At 61.0% G+C, this 22,933-nt stretch carries 25 protein-coding genes and 1 pseudogene; 12 read left to right on the forward strand and 14 right to left on the reverse strand.

What is annotated here, in order from left to right; all coding sequences use genetic code 11:
• Window positions 1–22 precede the first annotated feature (22 nt).
• A complete protein-coding gene (locus V6943_RS19155; protein ID WP_340555088.1) occupies window positions 23–490 on the forward strand; it encodes a methylglyoxal synthase in 468 nt (155 codons plus the stop codon).
• A gap of 12 nt (window positions 491–502) precedes the next feature.
• Here the strand turns inward: V6943_RS19155 and scpB are convergent, their stop codons facing one another.
• From scpB to V6943_RS19185, 6 genes are all read right to left on the reverse strand, one after another.
• Window positions 503–1,264, reverse strand: coding sequence for an SMC-Scp complex subunit ScpB (gene scpB, locus V6943_RS19160; protein WP_340555089.1), 762 nt, complete (start codon window positions 1,262–1,264; stop codon window positions 503–505).
• Between the two features lie 32 nt (window positions 1,265–1,296).
• A complete protein-coding gene (locus V6943_RS19165) occupies window positions 1,297–1,995 on the reverse strand; it encodes a segregation and condensation protein A (protein ID WP_165914245.1) in 699 nt (232 codons plus the stop codon).
• A gap of 185 nt (window positions 1,996–2,180) precedes the next feature.
• Window positions 2,181–3,386 (reverse strand): tryptophan--tRNA ligase, encoded by a 1,206-nt coding sequence (locus V6943_RS19170; RefSeq protein ID WP_131650534.1) that lies wholly within the window; start codon window positions 3,384–3,386, stop codon window positions 2,181–2,183.
• Window positions 3,387–3,429: 43 nt separating this feature from the next.
• A complete protein-coding gene (locus V6943_RS19175) occupies window positions 3,430–4,053 on the reverse strand; it encodes an L-threonylcarbamoyladenylate synthase (protein ID WP_131650483.1) in 624 nt (207 codons plus the stop codon).
• Window positions 4,054–4,066: 13 nt separating this feature from the next.
• The gene (locus V6943_RS19180; protein ID WP_131650482.1) at window positions 4,067–4,933 is read right to left on the reverse strand and encodes a PHP domain-containing protein; all 867 of its coding nucleotides are present in this window, start codon (window positions 4,931–4,933) and stop codon (window positions 4,067–4,069) included.
• A 15-nt stretch (window positions 4,934–4,948) separates the two neighbouring features.
• Window positions 4,949–5,212 (reverse strand): hypothetical protein, encoded by a 264-nt coding sequence (locus V6943_RS19185; protein ID WP_131650481.1) that lies wholly within the window; start codon window positions 5,210–5,212, stop codon window positions 4,949–4,951.
• Here V6943_RS19185 and V6943_RS19190 point away from each other — a divergent pair.
• The 5 genes from V6943_RS19190 to V6943_RS19210 all read left to right on the forward strand — a co-directional run bounded on the left by V6943_RS19190 (window position 5,211) and on the right by V6943_RS19210 (window position 8,611).
• Window positions 5,211–5,510, forward strand: a complete 300-nt coding sequence (locus V6943_RS19190; protein ID WP_131650480.1) for a YciI family protein — start codon at window positions 5,211–5,213, stop codon at window positions 5,508–5,510. The genes V6943_RS19185 and V6943_RS19190 overlap by 2 nt on opposite strands.
• A 65-nt stretch (window positions 5,511–5,575) precedes the next feature.
• Window positions 5,576–5,950 (forward strand): hypothetical protein, encoded by a 375-nt coding sequence (locus V6943_RS19195; RefSeq protein WP_131650479.1) that lies wholly within the window; start codon window positions 5,576–5,578, stop codon window positions 5,948–5,950.
• 18 nt (window positions 5,951–5,968) lie between these two features.
• Window positions 5,969–6,646: a response regulator transcription factor gene (locus V6943_RS19200; protein ID WP_131650478.1), complete on the forward strand. Its 678-nt coding sequence runs from the start codon at window positions 5,969–5,971 to the stop codon at window positions 6,644–6,646.
• Between the two features lie 136 nt (window positions 6,647–6,782).
• The gene (locus V6943_RS19205; protein ID WP_340555111.1) at window positions 6,783–7,187 is read left to right on the forward strand and encodes a Spy/CpxP family protein refolding chaperone; all 405 of its coding nucleotides are present in this window, start codon (window positions 6,783–6,785) and stop codon (window positions 7,185–7,187) included.
• 74 nt (window positions 7,188–7,261) lie between these two features.
• Window positions 7,262–8,611, forward strand: coding sequence for a sensor histidine kinase (locus V6943_RS19210; RefSeq protein WP_340555090.1), 1,350 nt, complete (start codon window positions 7,262–7,264; stop codon window positions 8,609–8,611).
• A 2-nt stretch (window positions 8,612–8,613) separates the two neighbouring features.
• Here the strand turns inward: V6943_RS19210 and V6943_RS19215 are convergent, their stop codons facing one another.
• Window positions 8,614–9,180: an NAD(P)H nitroreductase gene (locus V6943_RS19215; RefSeq protein ID WP_340555091.1), complete on the reverse strand. Its 567-nt coding sequence runs from the start codon at window positions 9,178–9,180 to the stop codon at window positions 8,614–8,616.
• Between the two features lie 130 nt (window positions 9,181–9,310).
• Entirely contained in the window at window positions 9,311–9,682 is a 372-nt protein-coding gene (locus tag V6943_RS19220) for a YkgJ family cysteine cluster protein (protein ID WP_131650475.1), read from the reverse strand.
• 188 nt (window positions 9,683–9,870) lie between these two features.
• Between V6943_RS19220 and V6943_RS19225 the strand changes: the two genes are divergently transcribed.
• The gene (locus V6943_RS19225; protein WP_340555092.1) at window positions 9,871–11,325 is read left to right on the forward strand and encodes a TrkH family potassium uptake protein; all 1,455 of its coding nucleotides are present in this window, start codon (window positions 9,871–9,873) and stop codon (window positions 11,323–11,325) included.
• Between the two features lie 6 nt (window positions 11,326–11,331).
• On the opposite strand, the pseudogene V6943_RS19230 reads toward V6943_RS19225, so the two are convergent.
• From V6943_RS19230 to V6943_RS19240, 3 genes and pseudogenes are all read right to left on the reverse strand, one after another.
• Window positions 11,332–11,683 (reverse strand): annotated as a pseudogene (locus V6943_RS19230) (nucleoside deaminase).
• A 65-nt stretch (window positions 11,684–11,748) separates the two neighbouring features.
• Complete coding sequence (locus V6943_RS19235; RefSeq protein WP_340555093.1) at window positions 11,749–12,675, reverse strand: DUF808 domain-containing protein; 927 nt, start codon at window positions 12,673–12,675, stop codon at window positions 11,749–11,751.
• 87 nt (window positions 12,676–12,762) lie between these two features.
• Window positions 12,763–13,764 carry an AraC family transcriptional regulator gene (locus tag V6943_RS19240; RefSeq protein WP_340555112.1) on the reverse strand — a complete coding sequence of 334 codons (1,002 nt, stop codon included), beginning with the start codon at window positions 13,762–13,764 and terminating at the stop codon, window positions 12,763–12,765.
• A 170-nt stretch (window positions 13,765–13,934) separates the two neighbouring features.
• Between V6943_RS19240 and V6943_RS19245 the strand changes: the two genes are divergently transcribed.
• From V6943_RS19245 to V6943_RS19260, 4 genes are all read left to right on the forward strand, one after another.
• Window positions 13,935–14,252, forward strand: coding sequence for an Mpo1-like protein (locus V6943_RS19245; protein WP_340555094.1), 318 nt, complete (start codon window positions 13,935–13,937; stop codon window positions 14,250–14,252).
• A 168-nt stretch (window positions 14,253–14,420) separates the two neighbouring features.
• Complete coding sequence (locus tag V6943_RS19250; RefSeq protein WP_340555095.1) at window positions 14,421–15,806, forward strand: adenylate/guanylate cyclase domain-containing protein; 1,386 nt, start codon at window positions 14,421–14,423, stop codon at window positions 15,804–15,806.
• A gap of 70 nt (window positions 15,807–15,876) precedes the next feature.
• Entirely contained in the window at window positions 15,877–16,638 is a 762-nt protein-coding gene (locus tag V6943_RS19255) for an AraC family transcriptional regulator (RefSeq protein WP_197445746.1), read from the forward strand.
• 138 nt (window positions 16,639–16,776) lie between these two features.
• On the forward strand, window positions 16,777–17,670 hold the full coding sequence (locus V6943_RS19260) for a DMT family transporter (RefSeq protein ID WP_340555096.1): 894 nt from the start codon (window positions 16,777–16,779) through the stop codon (window positions 17,668–17,670).
• Window positions 17,671–17,688: 18 nt separating this feature from the next.
• Here the strand turns inward: V6943_RS19260 and V6943_RS19265 are convergent, their stop codons facing one another.
• Window positions 17,689–17,973 carry a SelT/SelW/SelH family protein gene (locus V6943_RS19265; RefSeq protein ID WP_340555097.1) on the reverse strand — a complete coding sequence of 95 codons (285 nt, stop codon included), beginning with the start codon at window positions 17,971–17,973 and terminating at the stop codon, window positions 17,689–17,691.
• 73 nt (window positions 17,974–18,046) lie between these two features.
• Between V6943_RS19265 and V6943_RS19270 the strand changes: the two genes are divergently transcribed.
• Entirely contained in the window at window positions 18,047–20,227 is a 2,181-nt protein-coding gene (locus tag V6943_RS19270) for a patatin-like phospholipase family protein (protein WP_340555098.1), read from the forward strand.
• Window positions 20,228–20,249: 22 nt separating this feature from the next.
• Here V6943_RS19270 and V6943_RS19275 read toward each other — a convergent pair whose 3' ends face one another.
• Complete coding sequence (locus tag V6943_RS19275; RefSeq protein ID WP_340555099.1) at window positions 20,250–22,184, reverse strand: FimV/HubP family polar landmark protein; 1,935 nt, start codon at window positions 22,182–22,184, stop codon at window positions 20,250–20,252.
• A 297-nt stretch (window positions 22,185–22,481) separates the two neighbouring features.
• Complete coding sequence (locus V6943_RS19280) at window positions 22,482–22,919, reverse strand: MarR family transcriptional regulator (protein ID WP_131650464.1); 438 nt, start codon at window positions 22,917–22,919, stop codon at window positions 22,482–22,484.
• Window positions 22,920–22,933 lie beyond the last annotated feature (14 nt).

Consider the following 22,933-nt stretch of genomic DNA (forward strand, 5'->3'; position numbering starts at 1 on the left):
ACTCGGTAGACCAGAGAAGAAAATGAATCGCATCGATTTCGTCACCGCGACACTGCCCGCCCGCAAGCGCATTGCGCTGGTCGCGCACGACCACTGCAAGGAGCGCTTGCTGGACTGGGCGAAGCGGCAGAAAGAGCAGCTGGCGAAGCACGAGTTGCTCGCGACCGGCACCACCGGACTGCTGCTCGGGCAGCGCCTGGGCCTGCCGGTGGAGTGCATGATCAGCGGTCCGCTAGGCGGTGACCAGCAGATCGGCGCGCGCATTGCTGAACGACGAATCGATGTACTGGTGTTCTTCTGGGATCCCTTCGAGCCGCAGCCGCACGACCCGGACGTCAAAGCGCTGCTGCGGGTCGCCGCGGTGTGGAACATTCCGCTGGCGGCCAACGAGAGCAGTGCCGACTATCTGCTCTCCAGCCCGCTGCTCAATCAGGCCCACAGTCTGAGTATTCCGGACTACAGCAGCTACCTGGCAGGGCGCCAGTTATAGGCTCATCAACCTCTACAGATTGTCGTCTGGAATGCGCTGATCTTCATCGACTTCGGCCGCGTCGCGCAGGTCGTCGAAGTCCGTCTTTAGGCCAGTCTCCATGCTGTCGAGCTCTGCCAGCAGGCTGCGGAAGCTGGTCTGCTCACGCGGCGCTTCAGCTTGCAGTTCCAGGTCGGCGCGCGCCTGCAACGCATCAGGCACGGGCGCTTCTTCGACATCTACCGGTGGCGGTGCAGGCTCCATTTCGCGCAGCACCGCTAACGGCGGCAGCTCATCGAGGCTCTTCAGATTGAAGTGGTCGAGAAACTGCCTGGTGGTGGCGAACATCGCCGGCCGCCCCGGCACGTCGCGATGACCAACCACGCGCACCCATTCGCGTTCCAGCAGCGTCTTCACGATCTGGCTGTTGACCGCGACGCCACGAACGTCTTCGATCTCGCCACGCGTGATTGGCTGGCGGTACGCGATCAACACTAGGGTTTCCAACAGTGCGCGCGAATAGCGCTGCGGCCGCTCTTCCCAGAGCCGACCCACCCAGGGTGAAAAGCGCTCGCGGACCTGAAGGCGATAGCCACTGGCGACTTCCTTGAGTTCGAACGCACGGTCCTTGCAGGATTTCTCCAGCACGCCCAGCGCCTTGCGCAGCAATGATGGCGACGGGCGTTCGGCTTCATCGAACAGCTCGGACATCCGCTCGATGGACATCGGTTTGCCGGAAGCCAGCAGAAAAGCTTCGAGCAGCGAAGCGAGATCCTTGGGATCGGAAAGATTCAACCTGAATTACCTCGACTCATCCGTGCGCGACATTATTCGACCCGAGCCCGAACGTGAATGGGTGCAAAGGGTTCATTCTGCACCAACTCAACCAGCGACTCCTTGACCAGCTCAAGCACGGCCATGAACGTCACCACCACGCCGAGCCGGCCTTCGTCTAGTGTGAACAACGCGACGAAAGGCACGAATGCCCCGCCCTTGAGGCGCTCTAGTACATCGCTCATGCGCTCGCGAGTCGACAGCGTCTCGCGCGTTACCTGATGGCTTTCGAACATATCGGCACGACGCAGCACCTCGGCCATGGAAATCAGCAGTTCCTCCAGACTGACCTCGGGCAACAGTTTGCGCGCCCGTGCGTCCGGCGCATCCAGCCGTGGCACGTGCAGCTCGCGGCCAACTCGCGGTAGCTCGTCGAGATCCTCCGAAGCAGACTTGAAGCGCTCGTACTCCTGCAAGCGGCGTATCAGCTCGGCACGCGGATCGAGCTCGTCCTCCTCGACCTCGGCCGAACGCGGCAGCAGCATGCGCGACTTGATCTCGGCCAGCATCGCCGCCATCACCAGATATTCAGCCGCCAGTTCCAGGCGCACGGCCTTCATCAGCTCGACGTAGCCCATGTACTGGCGGGTAATTTCCGCCACCGGGATATCGAGAATGTCGATGTTCTGCTTGCGGATCAGGTAGAGCAGCAAATCCAGCGGCCCTTCGAACGCCTCGAGAAAAACCTCCAGCGCATCCGGCGGAATATAGAGGTCCTGCGGCAGGTCGTTGAAAGCCTCGCCGTAGACAAGCGCCAGCCGCAGCTGCTCGCCGGGCGGATCGATCGCAACCTCGGCCTGGGGGTCCTGCATGCTCTCTCCATGAAATGTACGACATCGGAAGCGGCGCAAGCTTATGCCGGCCGTCCTGTTGTGCTCTAGCGGTAATTCAGACCCATTGCCTGACGCACGACCACCAAGGTTTCGCGGGCTTCATCGCGGGCCTGCTCGGCGCCCTCGGCAAGGATGCTTCGCACCAGATCCGGATTCTGCTCGTAGTCCTGAGCCCTCTCCTGCAGCGGCGCCAGCTCGAGTTTGATCGCTTCTATCAGCGGTGCCTTGCACTCCAGACAGCCAATACCCGCACTGCGGCAGCCCTGTTCGGCCCACTGACAGACATCCTCCGCCGAATGCGAAAGATGCATCGACCACACCGGGCAACGCGTCGGCTCACCGGGATCGTGACGATGTACCCGTGCCGGGTCGGTAGGCATGCGCTTGATCTTTTCTTCGATCTCGGCAGGCGTGTCACGCAGGAAGATGGAATTACTGGCCGATTTGGCCATCTTGCCGCCGTCCAAGCCCGACAGCTTGGGGGAATCGCTCAATAACGCCTGGGGCTCGGGCAACAACAGTCGGCCGCTCCCCTCCAGATATCCAAACAGACGCTCCTGGTCACCGATGGTGATGGTCTGCTGGTCTTTGAGCAGCGCACGGGCGGTGTTCAGTGCCTCGAGATCGCCCTGCTCCTGATAACTCCTGCGCAGGCTGGCGTAGAGTTTGGAACTCTTTTTGCCGAGTTTGCGGATCGCCGCTTCGGCCTTTACCTCGAAATCCTCTTCGCTGCCGTAAAGGTGATTGAAGCGCCGCGCGACCTCGCGTGCGAATTCGATATGCGGCAGCTGGTCAGCCCCCACCGGCACGACTCCGGCGCGGTACGCAAGAATGTCTGCAGCCTGGAGCAGCGGGTAACCGAGGAAGCCGTACGTATCGATATCCTTTTGCTGCGAATCGGGCTGCTGCTCCTTGTAGGAGGGTATGCGCTCCAGCCAAGGCAACGGACAGATCATCGACAAGAGCAGATGCAACTCGGCGTGCTCGACTACTTGGGACTGAATGAACATGGTCGCCGAGCTTGGACTGACGCCCGCCGCCAGCCAATCGATCGCCATCTCCTGCACATTGCGCGCGATATCGCTACCCGCCGCGTGGTCGGTGGTCAGGGCATGCCAGTCGACGATGCAGAAGAAACACTGATACTCATGCTGCATCCTTACCCAATTCTTCAGCACGCCGTGGTAATGACCGAGATGAAGACGGCCGCTGGGCCGCATACCGGACACCACACGTCGCTGCGATTCCATGGAACTCAAAAGGGTTTCCTTCGTAAATTTCGAAAAAAGCGGGTCAGACGATAAAGGGTGCGGGATCGCCGCAACCGACACGCAGCACTTCTGGATCGCCATCTACCAGACTGATCACCGTTGAAGCTTCGATGCCACCGTAACCGCCGTCGATGATCAGGTCTACCTGATGCTCCAGCGCATCACGCATTTCATAAGGATCACTCATCGGCTCGGTCTCCCCAGGCAGAATGAGACTGACGCTCATCAGTGGCTCACCCAGTTCAGCGAGCAGCGCCTGAGCGATCGGCTGCGCGGGGACCCGCAGCCCAATAGTGCGACGCTTGGGGTGCAGCAGCATACGCGGCACCTCACGCGTCGCGCTGAGAATGATGGTGTAGGGTCCGGGAAGATGCGTCTTCAAGAGGCGGAAAGCCGACGTGTCCACCTTGGCGAACAACCCGAGCTGGGAGAGATCGCGACAGACCAGCGTGAAATTGTGCTTGTCATCCAGCTGTCGCAAGCGGCGAATTCGCTCGATCCCGGCCTTGTTGCCCATCGAACAGCCGATGGCGTAGGACGAGTCGGTGGGATAGATCACCACCCCGCCGCCGCGAATGATTTCCACGGCCTGCTTGATCAGCCGGACTTGAGGGTTTTCGGGATGTATCTGAAAGAACTGGCTCATGAATACTCCGTGCTCAGCTGGCAACAGATTCGCCTGGCCCATGATCGAAATGCCTCCAAAGCGGTTGCAGATCTTCCGGCAAAGTTCGATACAGCCCCAGCTCCGACCAGTCGCCGGGCGCATGGAAATCACTGCCGATGCTGGCCATCAAGCCGAATTCACGAGCCAGTATCGACAACCCACCAACCTGCTCGAGCGGCTGCATGCCGTTGACGACTTCCAGCGCATGGCCACCAGCTTGGGCGAACTCGCTCACCAGACGTCGACGCTTGCTACGAGTGAAGTCGTATTGCCAGGGATGCGCCAGACTGATCCAGGCTCCGGCGTCACGCAGCGTCATTACGGTTTGCTCGAGGCTCGGCCAGTGCTGTTTGACGTCGCCGAGCTTGCCGGACCCCAGCCACTTGCGGAACGCTTCGGCGCGGTCACGTACATGGCCCGCGCGTACCAGGTATTCAGCGAAATGAGGACGCGCCGGGGCGTTATCGCTATCGCCCAGTTCCTGCTGGACGGCGCGTGCGCCTTCCATCGCTCCCGGCATACCTTTCGCTTCCAGGCGCTGGGCGATGAGTTCCGCGCGCTGCCAACGACCGCTATGCAATTGCGCAATGGCCTGCTGCAACGCGACCGCGTCCCGGCGAAAGGCGTAGCCGAGCACGTGAATGGTCGCACCGCTCCACAGACACGAAAGCTCGATGCCATTGACCAGCCGAACGCCCAGCGAATCGGCCATGGCCCGAGCAGCATCGAGGCCTTCCAATGTGTCGTGGTCGGTCAGCGCGAGCAGCTCGATACCGCGTGCATGTGCCCGCTCCACCAGCGCAGCAGGCGCCAGCGCGCCATCTGACGCGGTACTGTGGCAATGCAGATCAACAATCATTCGGGACCTTTTCTCTTAGGGCTTGGCGGCTCTTTGGTTCTGACCGCCATGGTCGGTGCTCGTGCCGTTATCGAGTTTGGCAAAAGCTTGCGCCGCGTCCAGGAAATGACCTGCGGACAGCGTTTCGCCAAAAGCGCGGTTTGTTATTATGCCGGTCACTTGCCGCTTCTGGCTCGCTCCGAGAAACAAATCGTCGAGGTCATGCCCCGGGCCTTGCCTGCGCTGCAGGTGGTCTATCCGGTCCGCCACTTCCCGAACCTGAACAATAGGAGTCAACATGCTTTACGCCATCATCGCTACCGATGTACCCGGCTCGCTGGAAAATCGTCTGGCTTCGCGCCCGGCTCACTTGGCGCGTCTCGAACAGCTGAAAGCCGAAGGTCGTATGGTCCTGGCCGGCCCGCATCCTGCAATCGACAGCAATGACCCAGGCGCTGCCGGCTTCAGCGGAAGCCTGGTGGTCGCCGAATTCGAATCTCTGCAAGCCGCCCAAGAATGGGCCGCCGCCGATCCGTATAAGGCCGCCGGCGTCTATGGCGACGTAGTGGTCAAGCCTTTCAAGCAAGTATTTCCCTGAGCCAATCGGTCGCAATATCCGTCAGCCGCAGGATTTCCGCGGCCCGTTGAAGAAAAGGAGTTCCGATGCGCCAAGGTTTGCCGTCCCTGCTGCTGGCCCTGAGTTTCGCCATATCGTATGTGCATGCCGATGAAGGTTCGCCCGATCCAACCGCCGCAAGGCAAGCCGGACTGGAGCAACGCCTGTCCGATAACGAACTTCAACGCAACGAACCGAGCAATGGCCCGGGCATAACCGATGCCGAACGGGCACAACTGGCGCAACTGCGCCGAGAAAACCAGCAACTGCGCCTGCAACTGCAGCACGGGCAGCCACAGCAGAAACGCTGGCTGAACGACCAGCAACAATGGTTCGCCGTTGGCGGAGGCGTCGGCGTGCTGGGCTTCCTGCTTGGCGTCCTGACCACCCGGGGGCGTCGCCGTCGGCAATGGCTCAATTGAAGTGGATACGAACGAAGCATGAGCGAACTGCTGCTGATAGATGACGACGAGGAGCTCTGCGAGCTGCTCGTGAGTTGGCTGGCCCAAGAGGGATTCGTCGCCCGCGCCTGCCATGATGGCCAAAGCGCCCGTGCCGCGCTGGCCGAACACCCGCCCGCAGCGGTGGTGCTCGATGTGATGCTGCCCGACGGCAGCGGCCTTGAATTGCTCAAGCAATTGCGCAGTGAACACCGCGATCTGCCGGTGTTGATGCTCTCGGGCCGCGGCGAGCCGCTGGATCGCATCCTTGGGCTGGAACTGGGCGCCGACGACTATCTGGCCAAACCATGCGATCCGCGCGAACTCACCGCCCGGCTACGCGCCGTGCTGCGCCGCACTCAGCCGGCGAGCGCGCCGACCCAGCTGGAACTGGGCGACCTTTGTTACAGCCCCGCCCGAGGCATCGCCAATGTCGGCGAGCATGAAGTGACGCTGACACTGTCCGAGGGTCGGATCCTCGAAGCGCTGCTCAGCCAACCCGGCGAGCCTCTGGACAAGCAAGCGCTGGCGCAACTTGCCCTTGGCCGCAAACTGACCCTGTACGACCGCAGCCTCGACATGCACGTCAGCAATCTGCGTCGCAAACTCGGCCCTCACCCTGACGGACGTCCACGGATCGTCGCGTTGCGCAGCCGCGGTTACCTTTACGCTTCCTGATTGGCTTTACCGAGCCTTTACCCTGGCCTGACCGCTCTTGACCTTGCGCGCCCTAGACTGAGCTCATCCGGTCGAAGCCCGAACGAGCACAAGCGCTCAGCGGAGATCGGTTCCCTTACCCAGGAGAGACCTCATGATGCGCAAGACTCTGACTGCCGTGCTTTTCGCCTCCACCCTGCCCACCATTGCCCTGGCGATGCCCGACGGCAACCATCGCCACCACGGCGGCAAGCACGCCCCCTTCGAACAGCTGGACCTAACCAAGGAGCAGAAGCGGGAAATGCGCGAGCTGATGGGTCAACAGATGAAGAGCCATCGCGAGATCACCCAGCGCTACCTCGACAAACTGCCTGAAGCCGAGCGCAAAGCCATGCAGGACGAACTGAAGACCAGCAAAGAGAACACGCACAAACAAATCCGCAGCCTGCTCAAGCCAGAGCAGCAGAAACAGTTCGATGAAATGCACGAGAAGATGGAAGCCAAGCGTGCCGAACGCGCCGAGTTCAAGCAGTGGAAAGCCGAGCGCGAAAAGAATAGCTGACCCTTAGCTGAAACCAACCCGCCCGGCTCGCGCGTTATTAGCCGCCAGCCGGGCTTCGTCGTGGAGATTGACCGGTGCGATCACTGTTCTGGCGCATCCTTGCAACATTCTGGCTGGCCATCGCGCTGGTAGCGGGCCTCGCCATGCTGCTGGGCCATGCGCTGAATCAGGACACCTGGATCGTCAATCGGCATCCGGGCGTGCAGGGACTGGCGGAGCTATGGACGAAGGTCTACGAACGTCAGGGAGCCCTTCCCGCTCAATTTTTCCTTGAGCGCCATCGGCAACGCTTTCATATCGATGTGCAGGTACTGGCCGAGAACGGCCAGCCGGTCATTCGTGGGACTTTTCCGGCCCGTGCCGCGGCGTTCGAAGCCCGTCAGGAAAACCGCTCGGGACGCCTGCCCTGGCGGCGGCTGACAGCCGACTACACCAGCCCGCTCAGTGGCGAAACTTATCTATTCATCTACCGCATTCCCAACTCGGAACTACAGGCCTGGCACCGTGGCAGTCTGTTCTGGCCGTTGAGCGCGATAGCCATCGCGCTGGTCGTGCTGACCGGCTTCAGCCTACTGCTCACGCTGTCCATCACCCGTCCACTCGATCGCCTGCGCAGCGCCGTGCATGATCTCGGGCAGACCGCTTACCAACAGAACTCGCTGGCCCGCCTGGCCACACGGCGCGATGAACTTGGCGTGCTGGCCAAGGACTTCAACCGCATGGGCGCTCGGCTGCAGAGCCTGATCGGCAGCCAGCGACAGCTTCTGCGTGACGTCTCCCATGAATTGCGTTCGCCGCTCGCACGCCTGCGCATCGCCCTGGCGCTCGCTGAACGGGCAACCCCGGCGGAACGTGAAGTCATCTGGCCGCGGCTGGCCAAGGAATGCGATCGGCTGGAAGCGCTGATCAGCGAAATTCTCGAACTGGCACGATTGGACGCCGAACCGGGCGCGGCGTCAGCCATCGATCTGCCGTTGATATTCGAACAGCTGGAAGAAAACGCACGCATCGTGTCGCCAGCCCAGTGCATCGAAACCTGCCTGGAAACCGAAATCGTGCCGCACGGCTGGCCGAACATGCTTGAACGTGCGCTGGACAATCTGCTGCGCAATGCGCTGCGCTTCAATCCAGAGGGTTCACCGATCGAATTACGCGCCCGAACCGAAGGCGACTGCCTGATGCTGAGCGTTCGCGATCATGGCCCAGGCGTGGATGAGGCCCATCTGGCGCGCTTGAGCGAACCGTTCTTCCGTGCTCCGGGACAGACCACCGCCGGCCACGGGCTGGGCTTGGCAATTGCCCGCCGCGCCGCCGAACGGCATGGTGGCGAGCTACTGCTGGACAATCACCCCGAGGGCGGTTTCATCGCCAGCCTGAAGCTACCGCTGAACTCGCCCGGCCCGAAGCTGCCGCGTCCTGATTGAGGCTATTTCGCCCCGCTCCATTGGCTGACGAAATCTCGCGGATCCAGCTCGGGCGGCGTTCGTGTACTGCCGTCCGGCGTTCCCAGATAAATGAAACCAAGCACCTGTTCATCGGCGGCCAGCCCCAGTTCTCGGGACACATGCCGATCATAGGAGAACTCGCCGGTACGCCAGACGGCCCCCAACCCCTGTGCGTGCGCCGCCAGCAACATACCGTGCGCCGCGCAGCCGACCGCAAGCACCTGTTCGGTGTCGGGCACCTTCGGATGAGGCAAAATTCGGGCAACGACCACCACTACCATCGGCGCCCGGAGCGGCATCTTGCGCGCCTTACGTAACGCCTCATCGGCGGCGTCCGGCTGGCGCAAGCCAAAGGCCTCGGCGTACAGCTCACCCAGGCGCTCGCGCGCCTCTCCTTGAATGGTCAGGAAACGCCACGGGCGAAGCTGGCCATGATCCGGGGCACGTAGCGCGGCACGGAAAAGCAGATCCAGCTGGGCATCGGTCGGCGCCGGATCGACGAGTCGCGTAACGGAAACACGGTTGAGCAGCAGGTCGAGAGCATCCATTGATCATCTCCAAAAAAGAGTCGGACATTCTAGAGGCTGTTTCCGTTTCGCTGCGAGCCGCGTTGTCGTATTGCCGTGACGGTGTGGAAACAGCCGAATGTACGATCGTTCGGCTGTGATCGCGTTAGCGTCAGGCCACGCGATCGGGCGACAGATGTGGCTCCAGCGGCGGCGTCAGCGGAGGCAGGCCATGGGCTGCCCGTGCCGCGTCGCAAAGGGCGTTGTGCTGACCATCAGCCCAGGACGCCTCGAATTCGCGGCAGGTGCTCGAGCGTTGCTCATACATCGTGCAGCGCACCCCACAACCGACATCGCCCAGCAACCCGACGCACCGCGCGGGCCTGGATTCAGTGCCGCGCATCGCAACGAGAAACGGGCTGACCTGCACCGTCGCCCCATCGGGAACGGTACCGCCGGACGAAGTGCACTCGCCCCAGAAGAAAGACACACGAAAATGCGCGCAGCAGGCGCCACACGTAAGGCAGGGATTGTCGATTGACATGGAAGGTGAACACCCAGAAACCGGGAAAGGGCCGGCGCCCGGGCAGCTATTCTATTCATCGCAACGGACTTGGGAAGAGCCTCAGAGGGCGCGCCGCGAAAGATTTATCAGCTGGCCGATAGTCGGTTTACTGGCGACGTAAGCCGCGTAGAATGGCGGGTCTGTTTTCGAGCCGAGCAGCATCACACATGGCCCTGCCGACCCTGCGCATCATCGGTTTCATTCTCGGCATTTTCCTGATCACACTTGCAATCAGCATGGTCGTTCCGATGATCACGCTGTTGGCGTTCGATCGTACCGACGATCTCCAGGCGTTTCTCTGGGCCAGTCTCATCACCTTTGGCTCCGGCATCGGGCTGATCGCCCCCGGCCGCCCTACATCGGCTCAGATGCGCCCGCGCGACATGTACTTTCTCACCACGGTCAGCTGGCTGGTGGTCTGCTGTTTCGCCGCGCTGCCCATGATGCTGATCCAGCACATGAGCTATACCGACGCGTTCTTCGAAACGATGTCAGGCATTACTACCACAGGCTCGACCGTGATCTCGGGGCTCGACTCGGCCTCACCCGGCCTGTTGATGTGGCGCTCCATGTTGCAGTGGCTTGGAGGCATTGGCTTCATCGGCATGGCGGTGGCCATTCTGCCGTTGCTGCGAATCGGTGGCATGAGGCTGTTCCAGACCGAATCCTCCGACTGGTCATCGCAAAAGGCGATGCCGCGCTCGCACGTCATGGTCAAGTGGATTCTAATCGTCTATCTCGCGCTCACCTTGCTTTGCGGCATCGCCTATTGGCTAAGCGGGATGACACCGTTCGAAGCCATCAACCATTCGATGACCACCATCGCCACCGGCGGCTATTCCACGTCCGATAGCTCCATGGCCAAGTTCACCCCCGCAGCGCACTGGGTAGCCGTTCTCTTCATGATATTAGGGGGGCTGCCCTTCATCCTGATGGTCTCGACCATACGCGGAAACCGCTACGCCCTGGTTCGGGACCAACAAGTGCAAGGCTTCGTCGGCATTTTGCTGATCATGTGCCTGGCTTTCGCGATCTGGCTGACGCTCAATTCCCACTACCCGTTCTTCGAGGCACTTCGCATCGTCTCGCTGAACGTGGTTTCGGTAGTCACGACCACCGGATTCGCGCTAGGCGATTACACGCTATGGGGCGACTTCGCGGTGTTGGCGTTCTTCTATCTGACCTTCATCGGCGGCTGCTCGGGATCGACTTCCGGTGGCCTGAAGATCTTCAGATTCCAGGTTGCCTACTCCTTGCTACGCGCCAACCTGGCGCAGCTCGTGCACCCTCGCGCCGTCATCCGGCAGCAATACAACAGGCACACCCTGGACGAGGAAATCGTCCGATCGATCCTGACGTTCTCGTTCTTCTTCACCATCACCATCGGCGCTCTGGCTCTGGCACTCGCCCTGCTCGGCCTGGACATGTTGACGGCGCTCACCGCGGCGGCAACCGCCGTCTGTAACGTGGGGCCAGGTCTGGGACCTATCATCGGTCCGGCCGGCAACTTCTCGACCTTACCGGACGCCGCCAAGTGGCTGCTGTCGGCCGGAATGCTGCTCGGTCGTCTGGAAATCATCACCGTGCTGGTCATGTTGACTCCATCGTTCTGGCGCCACTAAGACACATCACGTCTCGCCGATGTCCTCGTTCCACAGCTCAGGACTGGTGGCGATGAAGTTGCGCATCATCTCGACGCAGCTTTCGTCCTGCAACACCTGGACCTCGACGCCGCGACCGCGCAACAGCAACTCCTCCCCGATAAAGGTCTGGTTCTCGCCGATGATGACTTTCGGGATGCCGTACAGCAGGATCGCCCCGCTACACATCGAGCAAGGCGACAGCGTGGTGTAGAGGATCGATTCAGCATAGACGCTCGCCGCTCTGCCCTTTATGGACGATCACCGAACCGATGGGAATGCCGCCCTCGGCCAGACCCTTTCTCGCTTCGTCGATTGCCGCTTGCATGAACGCGTCCATTCATGTGCTCCTATGCTTGAAGACTTCACCTGGTGCAAGCTCGCACCAGTCACTTGATCTACGGGTCAGGCCGCGTCGCCCTTCCCCTTGAACAGTCGGCCGCCGAACGTCACCGCAACGAATACCAGCCCGCCGACCAGGATGCCGAAGGCCGCATCCAACAACGTCGGCAGCAGTCCGGCCAGTACCGAACCGATATAGGGCAGCGCTATAGTGTGCTCGGCGCTGTTCTCGATGAAATGATGGATCGCCTTGATGCCATGAGTGAGGATGCCGCCACCGACCATGAACATGGCTGCAGTACCAATCACCGACAACGATTTCATCAACCACGGCGCCATCGTCAGGATGCCCCGACCGATTGCCTGTGCGACACCGGTTCTTTTGCTCAGCGCCAGCCCAGCATCGTCCAGCTTCACGATGCCGGCCACCAGCCCGTACACGCCGACGGTCATGATGGCCGCAATGCCTATGAGTACAGCCACCTGCTCGGTGAAGGTCGCGGCTGCCACCGTACCCAGGGTAATGGCGATGATTTCGGCCGAGAGGATGAAGTCGGTGCGCACCGCACCGCTGATTTTTTCCCGCTCGAAGGCGACCATGTCGACACTCGGGTTGGCCAACGCCTCGATCTGCTGCGCATGATGATTGTCGTCCCGATGCAGAAAGCGGTGCGCAAGCTTCTCGAAGCCTTCGTAACAGAGGAACGCGCCTCCCAGCATCAGCAGAGGCGTTATCGCCCAGGGGATGAATGCACTGATCAACAGCGCAGCCGGTACGAGGATGAGCTTGTTGCGCATCGACCCCTTGGCCACCGCCCATACGACCGGCAACTCGCGGTCGGCTTTGACGCCGGTGACCTGCTGAGCATTGAGCGCAAGGTCGTCGCCAAGCACACCGGCGGTTTTCTTCGCGGCGATTTTCGTCATGACGGAAACGTCATCCAGAACCGACGCGATATCGTCTATGAGAGCAAGCAGGCTACTGGCCAATGTTCAGGCATCCTTTGGAGTATGCGGCGTTTGCAGGTCTGAAAATTAAGGCCATCGCCTCGCCGCACAAGTTCCAGTACGACGAGGTTAACGCTGCGCCCGGTATTCACCCGGCGTCATGGCGAACCAGCGCTTGAACGCCCGAAAGAAGTTGCTTGGATCGGCGAATCCCAGCAGATAGGCAATCTCCAGTAGAGCCAGATCCGGCTGCGCGAGGTATTGCTCAGCCAGTACCCGTCGTGTGTCGTCCAGCAACTGTTGGAAGCTCGTGCCTTCGTCACCCAAGCGCCGCTGCAAGGTGCGCTCGGACAGATGCAACAACTGCGCGACGGCCTCACGTCGAGGCTCGCCCTGAGGCAACAGGCGGCACAGAACCTGGCGTACCTGATGAGCTACCCGACTGTCAGTGAATCGCGCCAGGTATTCGCCGGCGAAACGGTCATGCAATTGCGCGAGTTCGGCATTGGCTGTCGGCAACGCAATGTCCAGGTCCTCGTGGCGCATCAGCAGCCCATAACAGCCGGCGTCGAAGCGCAACGGCGCATGAAAGACGTCGCGATAGGGCTCGATGGCCTGAGGCGGCGGCCCCCGAAAATACACTTCCACGGGTATCAACGGCTTGCCTGTAAGCCAACGACAGAACGCAAGCATGCTCGCCAGCGAACCTTCGGCACTTTGCCGTGCCGGCGGCAATTGGTCGCCGTGAATCGCCAGCGTCAGCATGTGGCCCCTTTCGGTCGGGAAGAAGCGCAGATCTGCGCCTTCGGCAATGATCCGCTGATAGCGCACCAGACGCAGGATACTTTCCTTTAGGGTGCTACTGGACATCAGCGCGTAGCCGACCACGTGCATCGCGCCGGGGCGCATTACCTTCGCCAGATTGAGGCCGATCGCCGGATTGCCCGTCACCTCGACCGCGCGCTGCCAGAGTCGGGTCATACCGTCCTGGGCGAAGCGGGCATCCGCATCGCTCAGAGCCGCATAGTCCAGGTCCAGCTCAGCGAATAGCGCGCGGCAATCGACGCCATCCAGTTCCAGAGCTTGGACGATACTAAGAGCCCAGTTTGATGAAGTGGTACGTTCCGTGATCAAGCGACTGTCCCGACCTGGCCTGCAATGAAATTTGCTCTGCGGACGATGCCGGGCGGTTTCAACCGCCGACTCGCGGCACACAAGGGTACTAAACTGGCACTCATAGCCAGTGGCCGAGAAGCTACAGCGATCTACACTGCGACGACCACAATGACAGGAGGTGCGGCATGAGCACGCAAACCGCCGAACGCTTTACCCGCTTTGCCGATTTTTATCCGTTCTACCTAGCCGAACACAACAACCGAACTTGCCGACGCCTGCACTATGTGGGCAGCCTGTTGGTGCTGGCGATTCTTGCCTACGCGTTGCTCAGTCAGCAATGGCTATGGCTGCTGGCAATGCCGGTGGCCGGTTACGGGCTCGCCTGGATCGGGCATTTCATATTCGAGAAAAACCGGCCGGCGACGTTTCAGTACCCGCTCTACAGCTTTCTTGGCGACTGGGTGATGCTCAAGGATATGCTCACCGGCAAAATTCGATTCTGATTACGGCGACCGGCTCAGACCCGATCACAACTGCCGCCCGTCACGGATTGGACAGGCTGTTTGGCGCAATGGTGGCGACTTGGTTATGATCGCCGGGCCAGCGCCGTCGATGCGCTAGCTCAATAGCGCCTGCTAGAGCGCCGGCATCTTTCAAGGACAGCAACCATAATGTCAACCGTGACCGGTGAACGGCGTAACGGCCTCGCGACTCGCCCATTGCGTGAGTATTACGCCCGGGTTCTCGCCTATCTGGCTTGCGCTGCTACCCTCGCCGCCGGTGTCTATACCCAGCAGTTTGCAGTCGGTCTTTTGTGGATGGTGCCCTTCACCCTCCTCTATCCACACTTCGCTTACCACCTGAGCTATCGTTTCAAACGCCAATACCCCGAGCAAACGTCGCAGACCCTTCTGTGCCTCGACGCGTTGAATGCGGGCGCGGGAATTGTGCTGCTAGGCGCTCTGGTGCCGAGCCTGATGATCCTGCTGACGCTGGGTTTCAGCGCGCTGGTGATCGGCAGCCTGCGCCATTTTCTGATGACTCTTCTGATGGTCGCCATCGGTTTCGGGTTGACGAGTCTGCTGATACCTCTGCGCTTCGGTGGCACGCCTACCATTCTGGTAACGACGGTCAGCATTCTGTTCACCACGTTGTACGTGTGCATCACGGCTTATTACGTGCACCAGCAAGGGGTCCGCCTGGCGCAAGCGCGCAGGGAGATCGAAGCCGAACAGGCCAAGGCTGCGCGCCTGGCCCGCAGTCTGGCCAAGTACCTGTCGCCTCAGGTGTGGGAGTCGATCTTCTCCGGCAAGCGCAGCGTACGGTTGGAAACGCAGCGCAAGAAGCTCACCGTCTTTTTCTCGGATATCAAGGGATTCACCGAGCTTTCCGAAGAACTGGAGGCTGAAGCCCTCACCGACCTGCTCAACAACTACCTCAACGAGATGTCGAAAATCACACTCAAGTACGGCGGCACCATCGACAAGTTCGTCGGTGACTGCGTAATGGTGTTCTTCGGCGATCCCACCAGCCAGGGTGCAAAGAAAGATGCGGTCGCCGCCGTATCGATGGCCATCGCCATGCGCAAGCATATGAAAGTGCTACGCCAGCAGTGGCGCGCTCAAGGCATTACCAAGCCGCTGGAAATCCGCATGGGCATCAACACCGGTTATTGCACGGTGGGCAACTTCGGCGCCGACACCCGCATGGACTACACCATCATCGGGCGTGAAGTGAACCTGGCCAGCCGATTGGAGAGTTCGGCCGAAGCCGGAGAAATTCTGATCTCTCACGAGACCTATTCGCTGGTCAAAGACGTAATCATGTGTCGTGACAACGGGCAGATCGCCGTCAAGGGTTTCTCGCGTCCCGTGCAGATCTATCAGGTAGTGGATTTCCGCCGCGATCTCGGTGCGACCAACAGCTTCGTCGAACATGAATTGCCGGGCTTTTCCATGTACCTGGACACCAATGGCGTCCAGAACTTCGACAAGGAACGTGTGATTCAGGCCCTCAACCAGGCCGCCGACAAGCTGCGCGACAAGATCATCATGTAGCATCGACGGTGCCGGTGGTTGCGGTCGAGACCGCGGGACCGCCCTTTACTGGATACAGTCGAGGCCATCGATGTCACCTATCCTTTCCCTGCGCCACTACAACAGCGACCAGATCGTCCATAGCCATCAGCACACCCAGCTGGTGTTCGGCCTGCGTGGACAGCTGGATTTCGAAATCAACGGGCGCGGGAGCCGTATCCAACCGCAACGGCTGGCCGTGGTGCCGAGAGATGTCCGCCATGCCTGCGGCAGCGCGGCTGGTAGCCATTGCCTGATACTCGACGTTCCTGGCGACGGCTGGTTGCAGCAGCGGCTTGGACATCACTCCGAGCCCGGACAGCGATTGCTGGAACGGCCCGCCGCGCTGCATCTGAGCCCGGCGCAAAGCCAGCTAGTCAGCTGGTTGGCGGCCAGTCCGATCAATGACCCGATCATCGCGGAGCAAGGCGCCGCGCTTCTGTTGGCCAGCCTCGCCAGCGGTTGCGGGCCAGTCGTTCAGCATGGCCCGCTACCCCTCGCAGCGCTCTACGCCCATATCGATCGCCATTTAGCGTATCCCCTGGAGGTACGAGATCTTGCGCGTCTGGCTGGTCTTTCCGTCCCACGCTTTCATGCGCGCTTCGTCAGCGAGACGGGCGTGACACCCATGGAGTTCGTTCGATTCCGCCGCTTGGAGCGGGGCCGAGAACTGTTAGTCAACACTCGGCTCGCGGTGGGTGAAATCGCTGCCCAGGTCGGATATGCCTCGCAGAGCGCCTTCACCGCCGCACTCAACCGCGCGTTCGGAACTACCCCGAAGGCACTACGCCGCGAGTCGCTCGATACTTTCTGATAGTGACGCGACAGACCGCTCGCTCGCCCCGGCCTTACCATGCTGACGCATAAAGATTCCGACAGCGCCAGCATCACGAGGCCTCATGAAAGACCGCCATTTTTATTCAGCCAGACCTTCTTGCCCGAGCAGCTATCCATGACGCATCGCAACGCCCTGCTGGCCATTCACTTCGGCGCGCTGATGTTTGGCCTCTCCGGCGTCTTCGGCAAGCTGGCCGAAAGTCAGCCGCTGGTGATCACCTTTGGCCGGGCGATGTTCGCCGTCATCGCCTTATCAATCGCAGCCTGTGTATTGCGTGCCGGCGGTAATCGACCGAGCTTGCGTCAAGCGGGCGGTCTGTTGCTGGGCGGCTTGCTGCTGGGTGGGCACTGGCTCACCTTCTTCATAGCGGTGAAGATCGCTGGAGTCGGCATCGCCACGCTGGGCTTCGCCAGCTTTCCGGCGTTTACAGTGTTGCTGGAGGGCGTGCTGTTTCGCGAGCGAACACGACCGATAGAGTTCGCCATGGTGGGCCTGGTTTGCCTGGGGCTATTGCTGGTCACACCGGATTTCGATCTCGCCAGCGAAAGCACCGTCGGGCTGCTCTACGGCGTGCTTTCAGGCTTGATGTTCGCGCTGCTCTCGCTGCTCAACCGCGCTGTCACCCGTGGCATCGATCCTGTACAGGCCGCGGTCTGGCAGAACGGAACCATCCTGCTCTGCCTGCTGCCCTTCTCCTGGACTTCGCTGCCGACCGTCCCGGCGCTGGATTGGCTATGGCTGGCGCTACTTGGCGTATTCTGCACGGGGCTGGCGCACAGCCTGTTCGTGGCGAGTCTCAAAGTGCTGAAAGCACGGACCACCGCTGTGATTTTTGCCCTCGAACCGGTCTACGGAATCGCTTTCGCGTGGTGGTTGTTCAATGAGCAACCGACGCTGCGCATGCTGGTCGGCGGCACGCTAATCATCCTCGCTACGGTCATTTCCAGCCGCCTGAAAGCGCCGGCCGCGCCGCCCGCGGAAGTATGCGTAGCGCCTCGTCGACTCTGACCTGGTGCCGCTCGGCGCTTATCCACGGTCGTTATGCCCTAAATCCCGCTGCGGATCGATACGGTCGCGCACCCGCTGCTTCAGTACCTTGGCCTCAGGGAAGCCGCCATCCAGCTTGCGCTCCCAGATCTGTTCACCGTCGCAGCTGATGTGAAAAGTGCCTCCGGTGGCTGGCACCAGCGAAACCTTGCCCAGATCGTCGGCGAAGGTGGACAAGAGCTCCTGTGCCAGCCAGGCCGCGCGCAGCAACCACTGGCATTGCGTGCAATAGATAATGACGATTTCCGGCTTGGTCGCGGACATGAGAAGCGCTCGGCAGCAGATGAGGACGCCTATAATAGCGGCCCTTTCGCAGACCTCCCGTTTCGGTGTTGCCATGTCCCGCCTCTTGCTTCTGCTGATCCTCTTGATACCGCTAAGTGGATTCGCCGATACCCAACCCAAAACCGGCCTGGTGCTTTCCGGCGGCGCTGCACGCGGGTTGGCGCATATCGGCGTTCTGAAAGCGCTGGAAGAGCACGGCGTGCGCATCGACGCGATTGCCGGCACCAGCATGGGGGCGGTCATCGGCGGGCTTTATGCGGCGGGTTACAGCGTTGAAGAGCTAGAGAAACTGGCACTCAGTCTCGACTGGCAACAAGTGCTTTCGGACGATCCGCCCCGCCAGGATGTGCCCTTCCGGCGCAAGCAGGACGACCGCGATTTTCTGGTCAAGCGCAAACTGAGTTTCCGCGATGATGGCAGCCTCGGGTTGCCGCTCGGCGTCATCCAGGGCCAGAACCTCGCCCTGCTGCTCGAGCGTCTCCTGGTACACACCAGCGACACCCGAGACTTCGACCGTTTGCCGATCCCCTTTCGCGCCGTGGCAACCGATATCGCTAACGACAAGAAAGTCATCTTCCGCAGCGGCCATCTACCCCAGGCGATTCGCGCCAGCATGTCGATCCCGGCGGTGTTCGCTCCGGTCGAGATCGAAGGTCGGTTGCTCGTCGATGGCGGCATGGTCGACAACATCCCGATGGATGTCGCCCGCGACATGGGCGTGGATCGGCTGATCGTCGTCGATATCGGCTCACCGCTGCAGTCTCGCGAAGAGTTGCTTACCGTTGTCGATGTGCTCAACCAATCGATCACCATGATGACGCGGCGCAACTCGGAAGCGCAGCTCGCAACGCTGCGCTCGGAAGACCTGTTGGTGCAACCCATGCTGGCGGGCTTCGGGTCCACCGATTTCGGTCGCGCGCGGCAGTTGATCGATGCCGGCTACCGCGCCGCTAGCGCGCTGGATGGCCGCCTGGCCGGCATGCGCAGCGAAAGCGGCGGCAATCTCGCGCTGAGCCTCGCACGCTCGGCCGAACCGCGCACGCCGCTGATCACAGCGGTGCGGATCGAGAACGACTCTAAAGTCGGCGACGCGGTGATACGTCGGCATATCCGTCAACAGGTCGGCAAGCGGTTGGACCTGCAAGATCTGCAGAAGGACATGGGCACGCTGTACGGACTGGATTACTTCGAGCAGGTCGAATACCGCGTGGTCCATGGCAATCCAGGCAACACCCTGGTCATCAGCGCTCGCGAAAAGCGTTCCGGCACCGATTATCTGCGTTTGGGCATCAACCTCTCGGACGATTTTCGCGGCGACAGCGCCTTCAACATCGGAGCCAGCTATCGCAAGAACGGCATCAACGAACTGGGGGCCGAATGGCTGACACGTTTGCAGCTTGGGGATCGCCAGGAACTGTTCAGCGAGTTCTATCAGCCGCTCGATGCGGGTTCGCGCTGGTTCGTCGCGCCCAACCTGTTTGCCGAGACGCAGAACGTCGAATCGATCATGGACAACGACCCTATCGCCGAATACCGCCTGCAGCGCTATGGCTATGGTCTCAACCTGGGTCGACAAATTGCCAATAACGGCGAAATTCGCTTTGGCGTTGGCCAGGCATGGGGCGAAGCGGATGTTCGCGTTGGCGACCAGCAGCTGCCGGACTTCACCTTCGAGGAAGGCTACTACCAGCTGCAATATTCCTTCGACACGGTGGACAACGTCGACTTCCCTCGTGAAGGCGAAGACATTGGGCTGACCTTGCGCCAGTACGATCGCAGCCTCGGCTCGGATGATCGCTACCGGCAGTGGGAATTCAACCTCGACAAGGCAGTCAGCTTCGGCCTCGACACCCTGGTATTCGGTGGTCGCTACGGGCGCACGCTGGATGATGCGGAAATCATTACATCGAGCTTCCTACTCGGCGGCGCGCGGCAGCTTTCGGGGTTCCGCCAGGATGCCCTGTCCGGCCAGAACATCAGCCTGGCACGCATGATCTATTTTCGGCGCATGACGCCGCGCTCGTTTCTGCCGCTAGATTTTCCGCTGTACCTGGGCGCGTCGCTGGAGCGTGGCCGCGCTTGGAACAACGACAACGAGTTCGACAGCGGCTATATCAATGCCGGCAGCGTCTTCATCGGTTACGAAACCCCACTCGGCCCGCTGAACTTCAGTTACGGCCTGAACGATGAATCCGAGCGCGCGCTTTACATGAATCTGGGACGCAGTTTCTGATCACCGCGTCCTCCGAACTCGATCAGCCGATTTGCGCGAGCAACTCGCTGACCTGGCGCCGCTGGTGTTCGTCGCCGTCAGTCGCCAGGTTTTCGAGGATGATGCAGGCACTTTCTATATCGCCCTGCTTGATATAGGCAACGGCTTGATTGAGGCGAACGAGATGCTCCGGATTCGCCATCAGCGCATGCATTTCCTCAGCTGACGGCGTTGAGGCGAGGTTGCCGGCGTCATCGACGAGCGACGGCAGCTTGCTGAGCGCAACAGTCTCGTCGAAGGCATCCAGCCAGGACTGCGAATCAATGGACAGCACCTGATTCGCCTCGATCGCCTGATTTTGCTCAGCAGGTACGGACGCCAGATCATCCAACGGCGCTACCGATGTCTCGTTCAACACAAAAGTGACGTCCAGAGCCGGTGGCGACGGCACCGGCTCAACCGCGGACAAAGCAGGATGCTGCGCCAGTAGCTGCTGCAGTTGAGCCTGGCTGCCGCCGGCCTGAAGGTAGCTCGCGGCGGCAGAGCCATACTCTTCCACATCACCGAGTTCCGCTAGAAGTCCCAGGTGACGCAGGCGAAGATCCAGCTGTTCGGGTGCTCGTTCGATTCCGCGCAACAGCACATCGAGCGCCTCATCGCGGCGGCCATAGGTGAGGTAAATATTCGCCGCTTCGAGCACTTCGGTTTCGCTGACGGAGGCGTGTGCTGGCTGAAGCGGCATCTCCGCCGCAGCTGCGGACACTTCAGGGGGCACAGCCGCTGGAGCAACCACCACGGACGCGGCTTGCGGCAACAGGGCCTGCAGCTTGTTGCGACGTGCGAACCAGAGACCACCAAGCAGCAGCGACGCCAGCACCGCACCACCCGGCAGCGCCCAGTCCTGCCACCTGAACGACGATACAGGCTCGGCTGTGGCCTGTTCGGCAGTAATGGGCTCAGCGACGGTCTGAGGCGCAACGTCCGCTACCGGCTCCGCCCGCTCAGTCTGCAACAAGGCAGCAGCCTGGGCACTCTCCTGATCGGCCAGTCGAGCGCTGACCGCCTCGAGCTGAAGCCGCATATCGTTCAGCAATTGCTTGAGCTGCAGGTTTTCCGCGCGCCCGGCTGCCAGCTCGTCGAGCAACTGCTGGCGCAAAACCGCGTCGTTATCGTCGGGCAGCACCGGATCGGTACCTCGAGATTCGAACGTCGATGGATTCTGAGCGACGGCTTCCACCGCCAGCTCCGCCTCGGCAGGCGCGATATCCGCAGCCGCAACCATCTCGGCCGTATCTGGCAGCAACAAGAACGCACCGGTGCTAAGACGCGCAGGATCACCGCCGGCAAAGGCCTCCGGATTCAGCGCCAGGACGTCGCGCATGAACTGCGACTGGGCGTCCTGCGCATCGCCGACGTACTTGCTCGCAATCATCCAAAGACTCTCGCCGCTTGACACCCGGTGACGCTTGCCCTGCGACGCTCCCGGTAGTTCAGCGGGAAGCACGGAATGCGCCGGTTCGGCGTGCACCGGCGAAGCCACGGCTTGCGGGACGACGACCGCCACGCTGCTGGCAGCCTCCAGCGTACTGGGCATCGGATCGAGCAGAACCGTGTATTCGCGCAGCATCCGACTTTTGGCGCGAGTGATCTCCACCAGAAAATTGAGGTAAGGCTCACGAACGGGTTGGCTGGATGCGACGCGAATACGGCTACGGTTTCCGTCGATCACTGGCGTAAAGCTCAGGTCCTGCAAGAACGCCAGGCGCTCGACCCCTACGCGGGCGAAATCGCTGCTGGAGGCCAGCACGACACGGATATCCTCAGCCGACAACTCGCCCACGTCGAGCAGATCGATCTCTGCGCTCAGTGGCTGGTTCAGTGCGGAATGCAGCCTGATATCGCCCATTCCAAGCGCTGATGCCATGCCGGAATAGATCAATAAGGCAGTGAATAACAAGACACGACGGTCTAACGTCATAACATCTCCGGCAATGACTCAGCGCACAGGGGACGCTGGCCTACTGTTCGATCGTTGAACTGTGAAGCGGTTATCGACGGAAACGGGAAAAATTGAGGCAGTTCGTCAGCTAACGTGCTAAGGCATTGTGCCATCATTCGCAAATGCTAGCCTAGCGCCAAGACAAACGGCGCCCTACCCTTGTGCCAAGAAATGGTCGGAATGAGTGTTAAACCAACGCAGCGGCCACCGACGCGAATGGCACCGGGACCGGCAATCCGCTGAGATTAGCGGGAAGGGAGTGTGTCGAGAGAGTCGTTAACGCTTGACCGTAACCAGATTGGCGAGGATGCGCTCGTGCACCTGCTGGCATTTGCGCAGGTCCTCTTCATCGATGCCGTTGAAGAGTTCCTCCCGCACCTGAGTAGAAATCGCCTCGATCTTCTGAATCAACGGGTGTGCGGGAGCCCCAAGTGTAATGAGTTTTGCCCGACGATCGTCCGGCGCTGGTTTGCGGTGCACCAGCCCCTGCGCCTCCAGACTGTCCAGCAGTCTGGCCAGTGTCGGTCCCTCGACCGCAACGCTCTGCGCGAGCTCGCGCTGGGTAGGGTCATGATCAAACCGGGCCAAATGCAACAAAACCAGCCATCGGGCCTGAGACAGGCCAAGATCCGCTAAACGCCGATCCAGCTCGGCGCGCCAGCCACGCGAAAGTTGCGCCAGCTGCATGGCGAAGCGGTGTTGGTCAGGGTACATGGAGCGCATTCCTG

The organism is Pseudomonas sp. CBC3 (assembly GCF_037967085.1).
Lineage (GTDB): Bacteria > Pseudomonadota > Gammaproteobacteria > Pseudomonadales > Pseudomonadaceae > Stutzerimonas.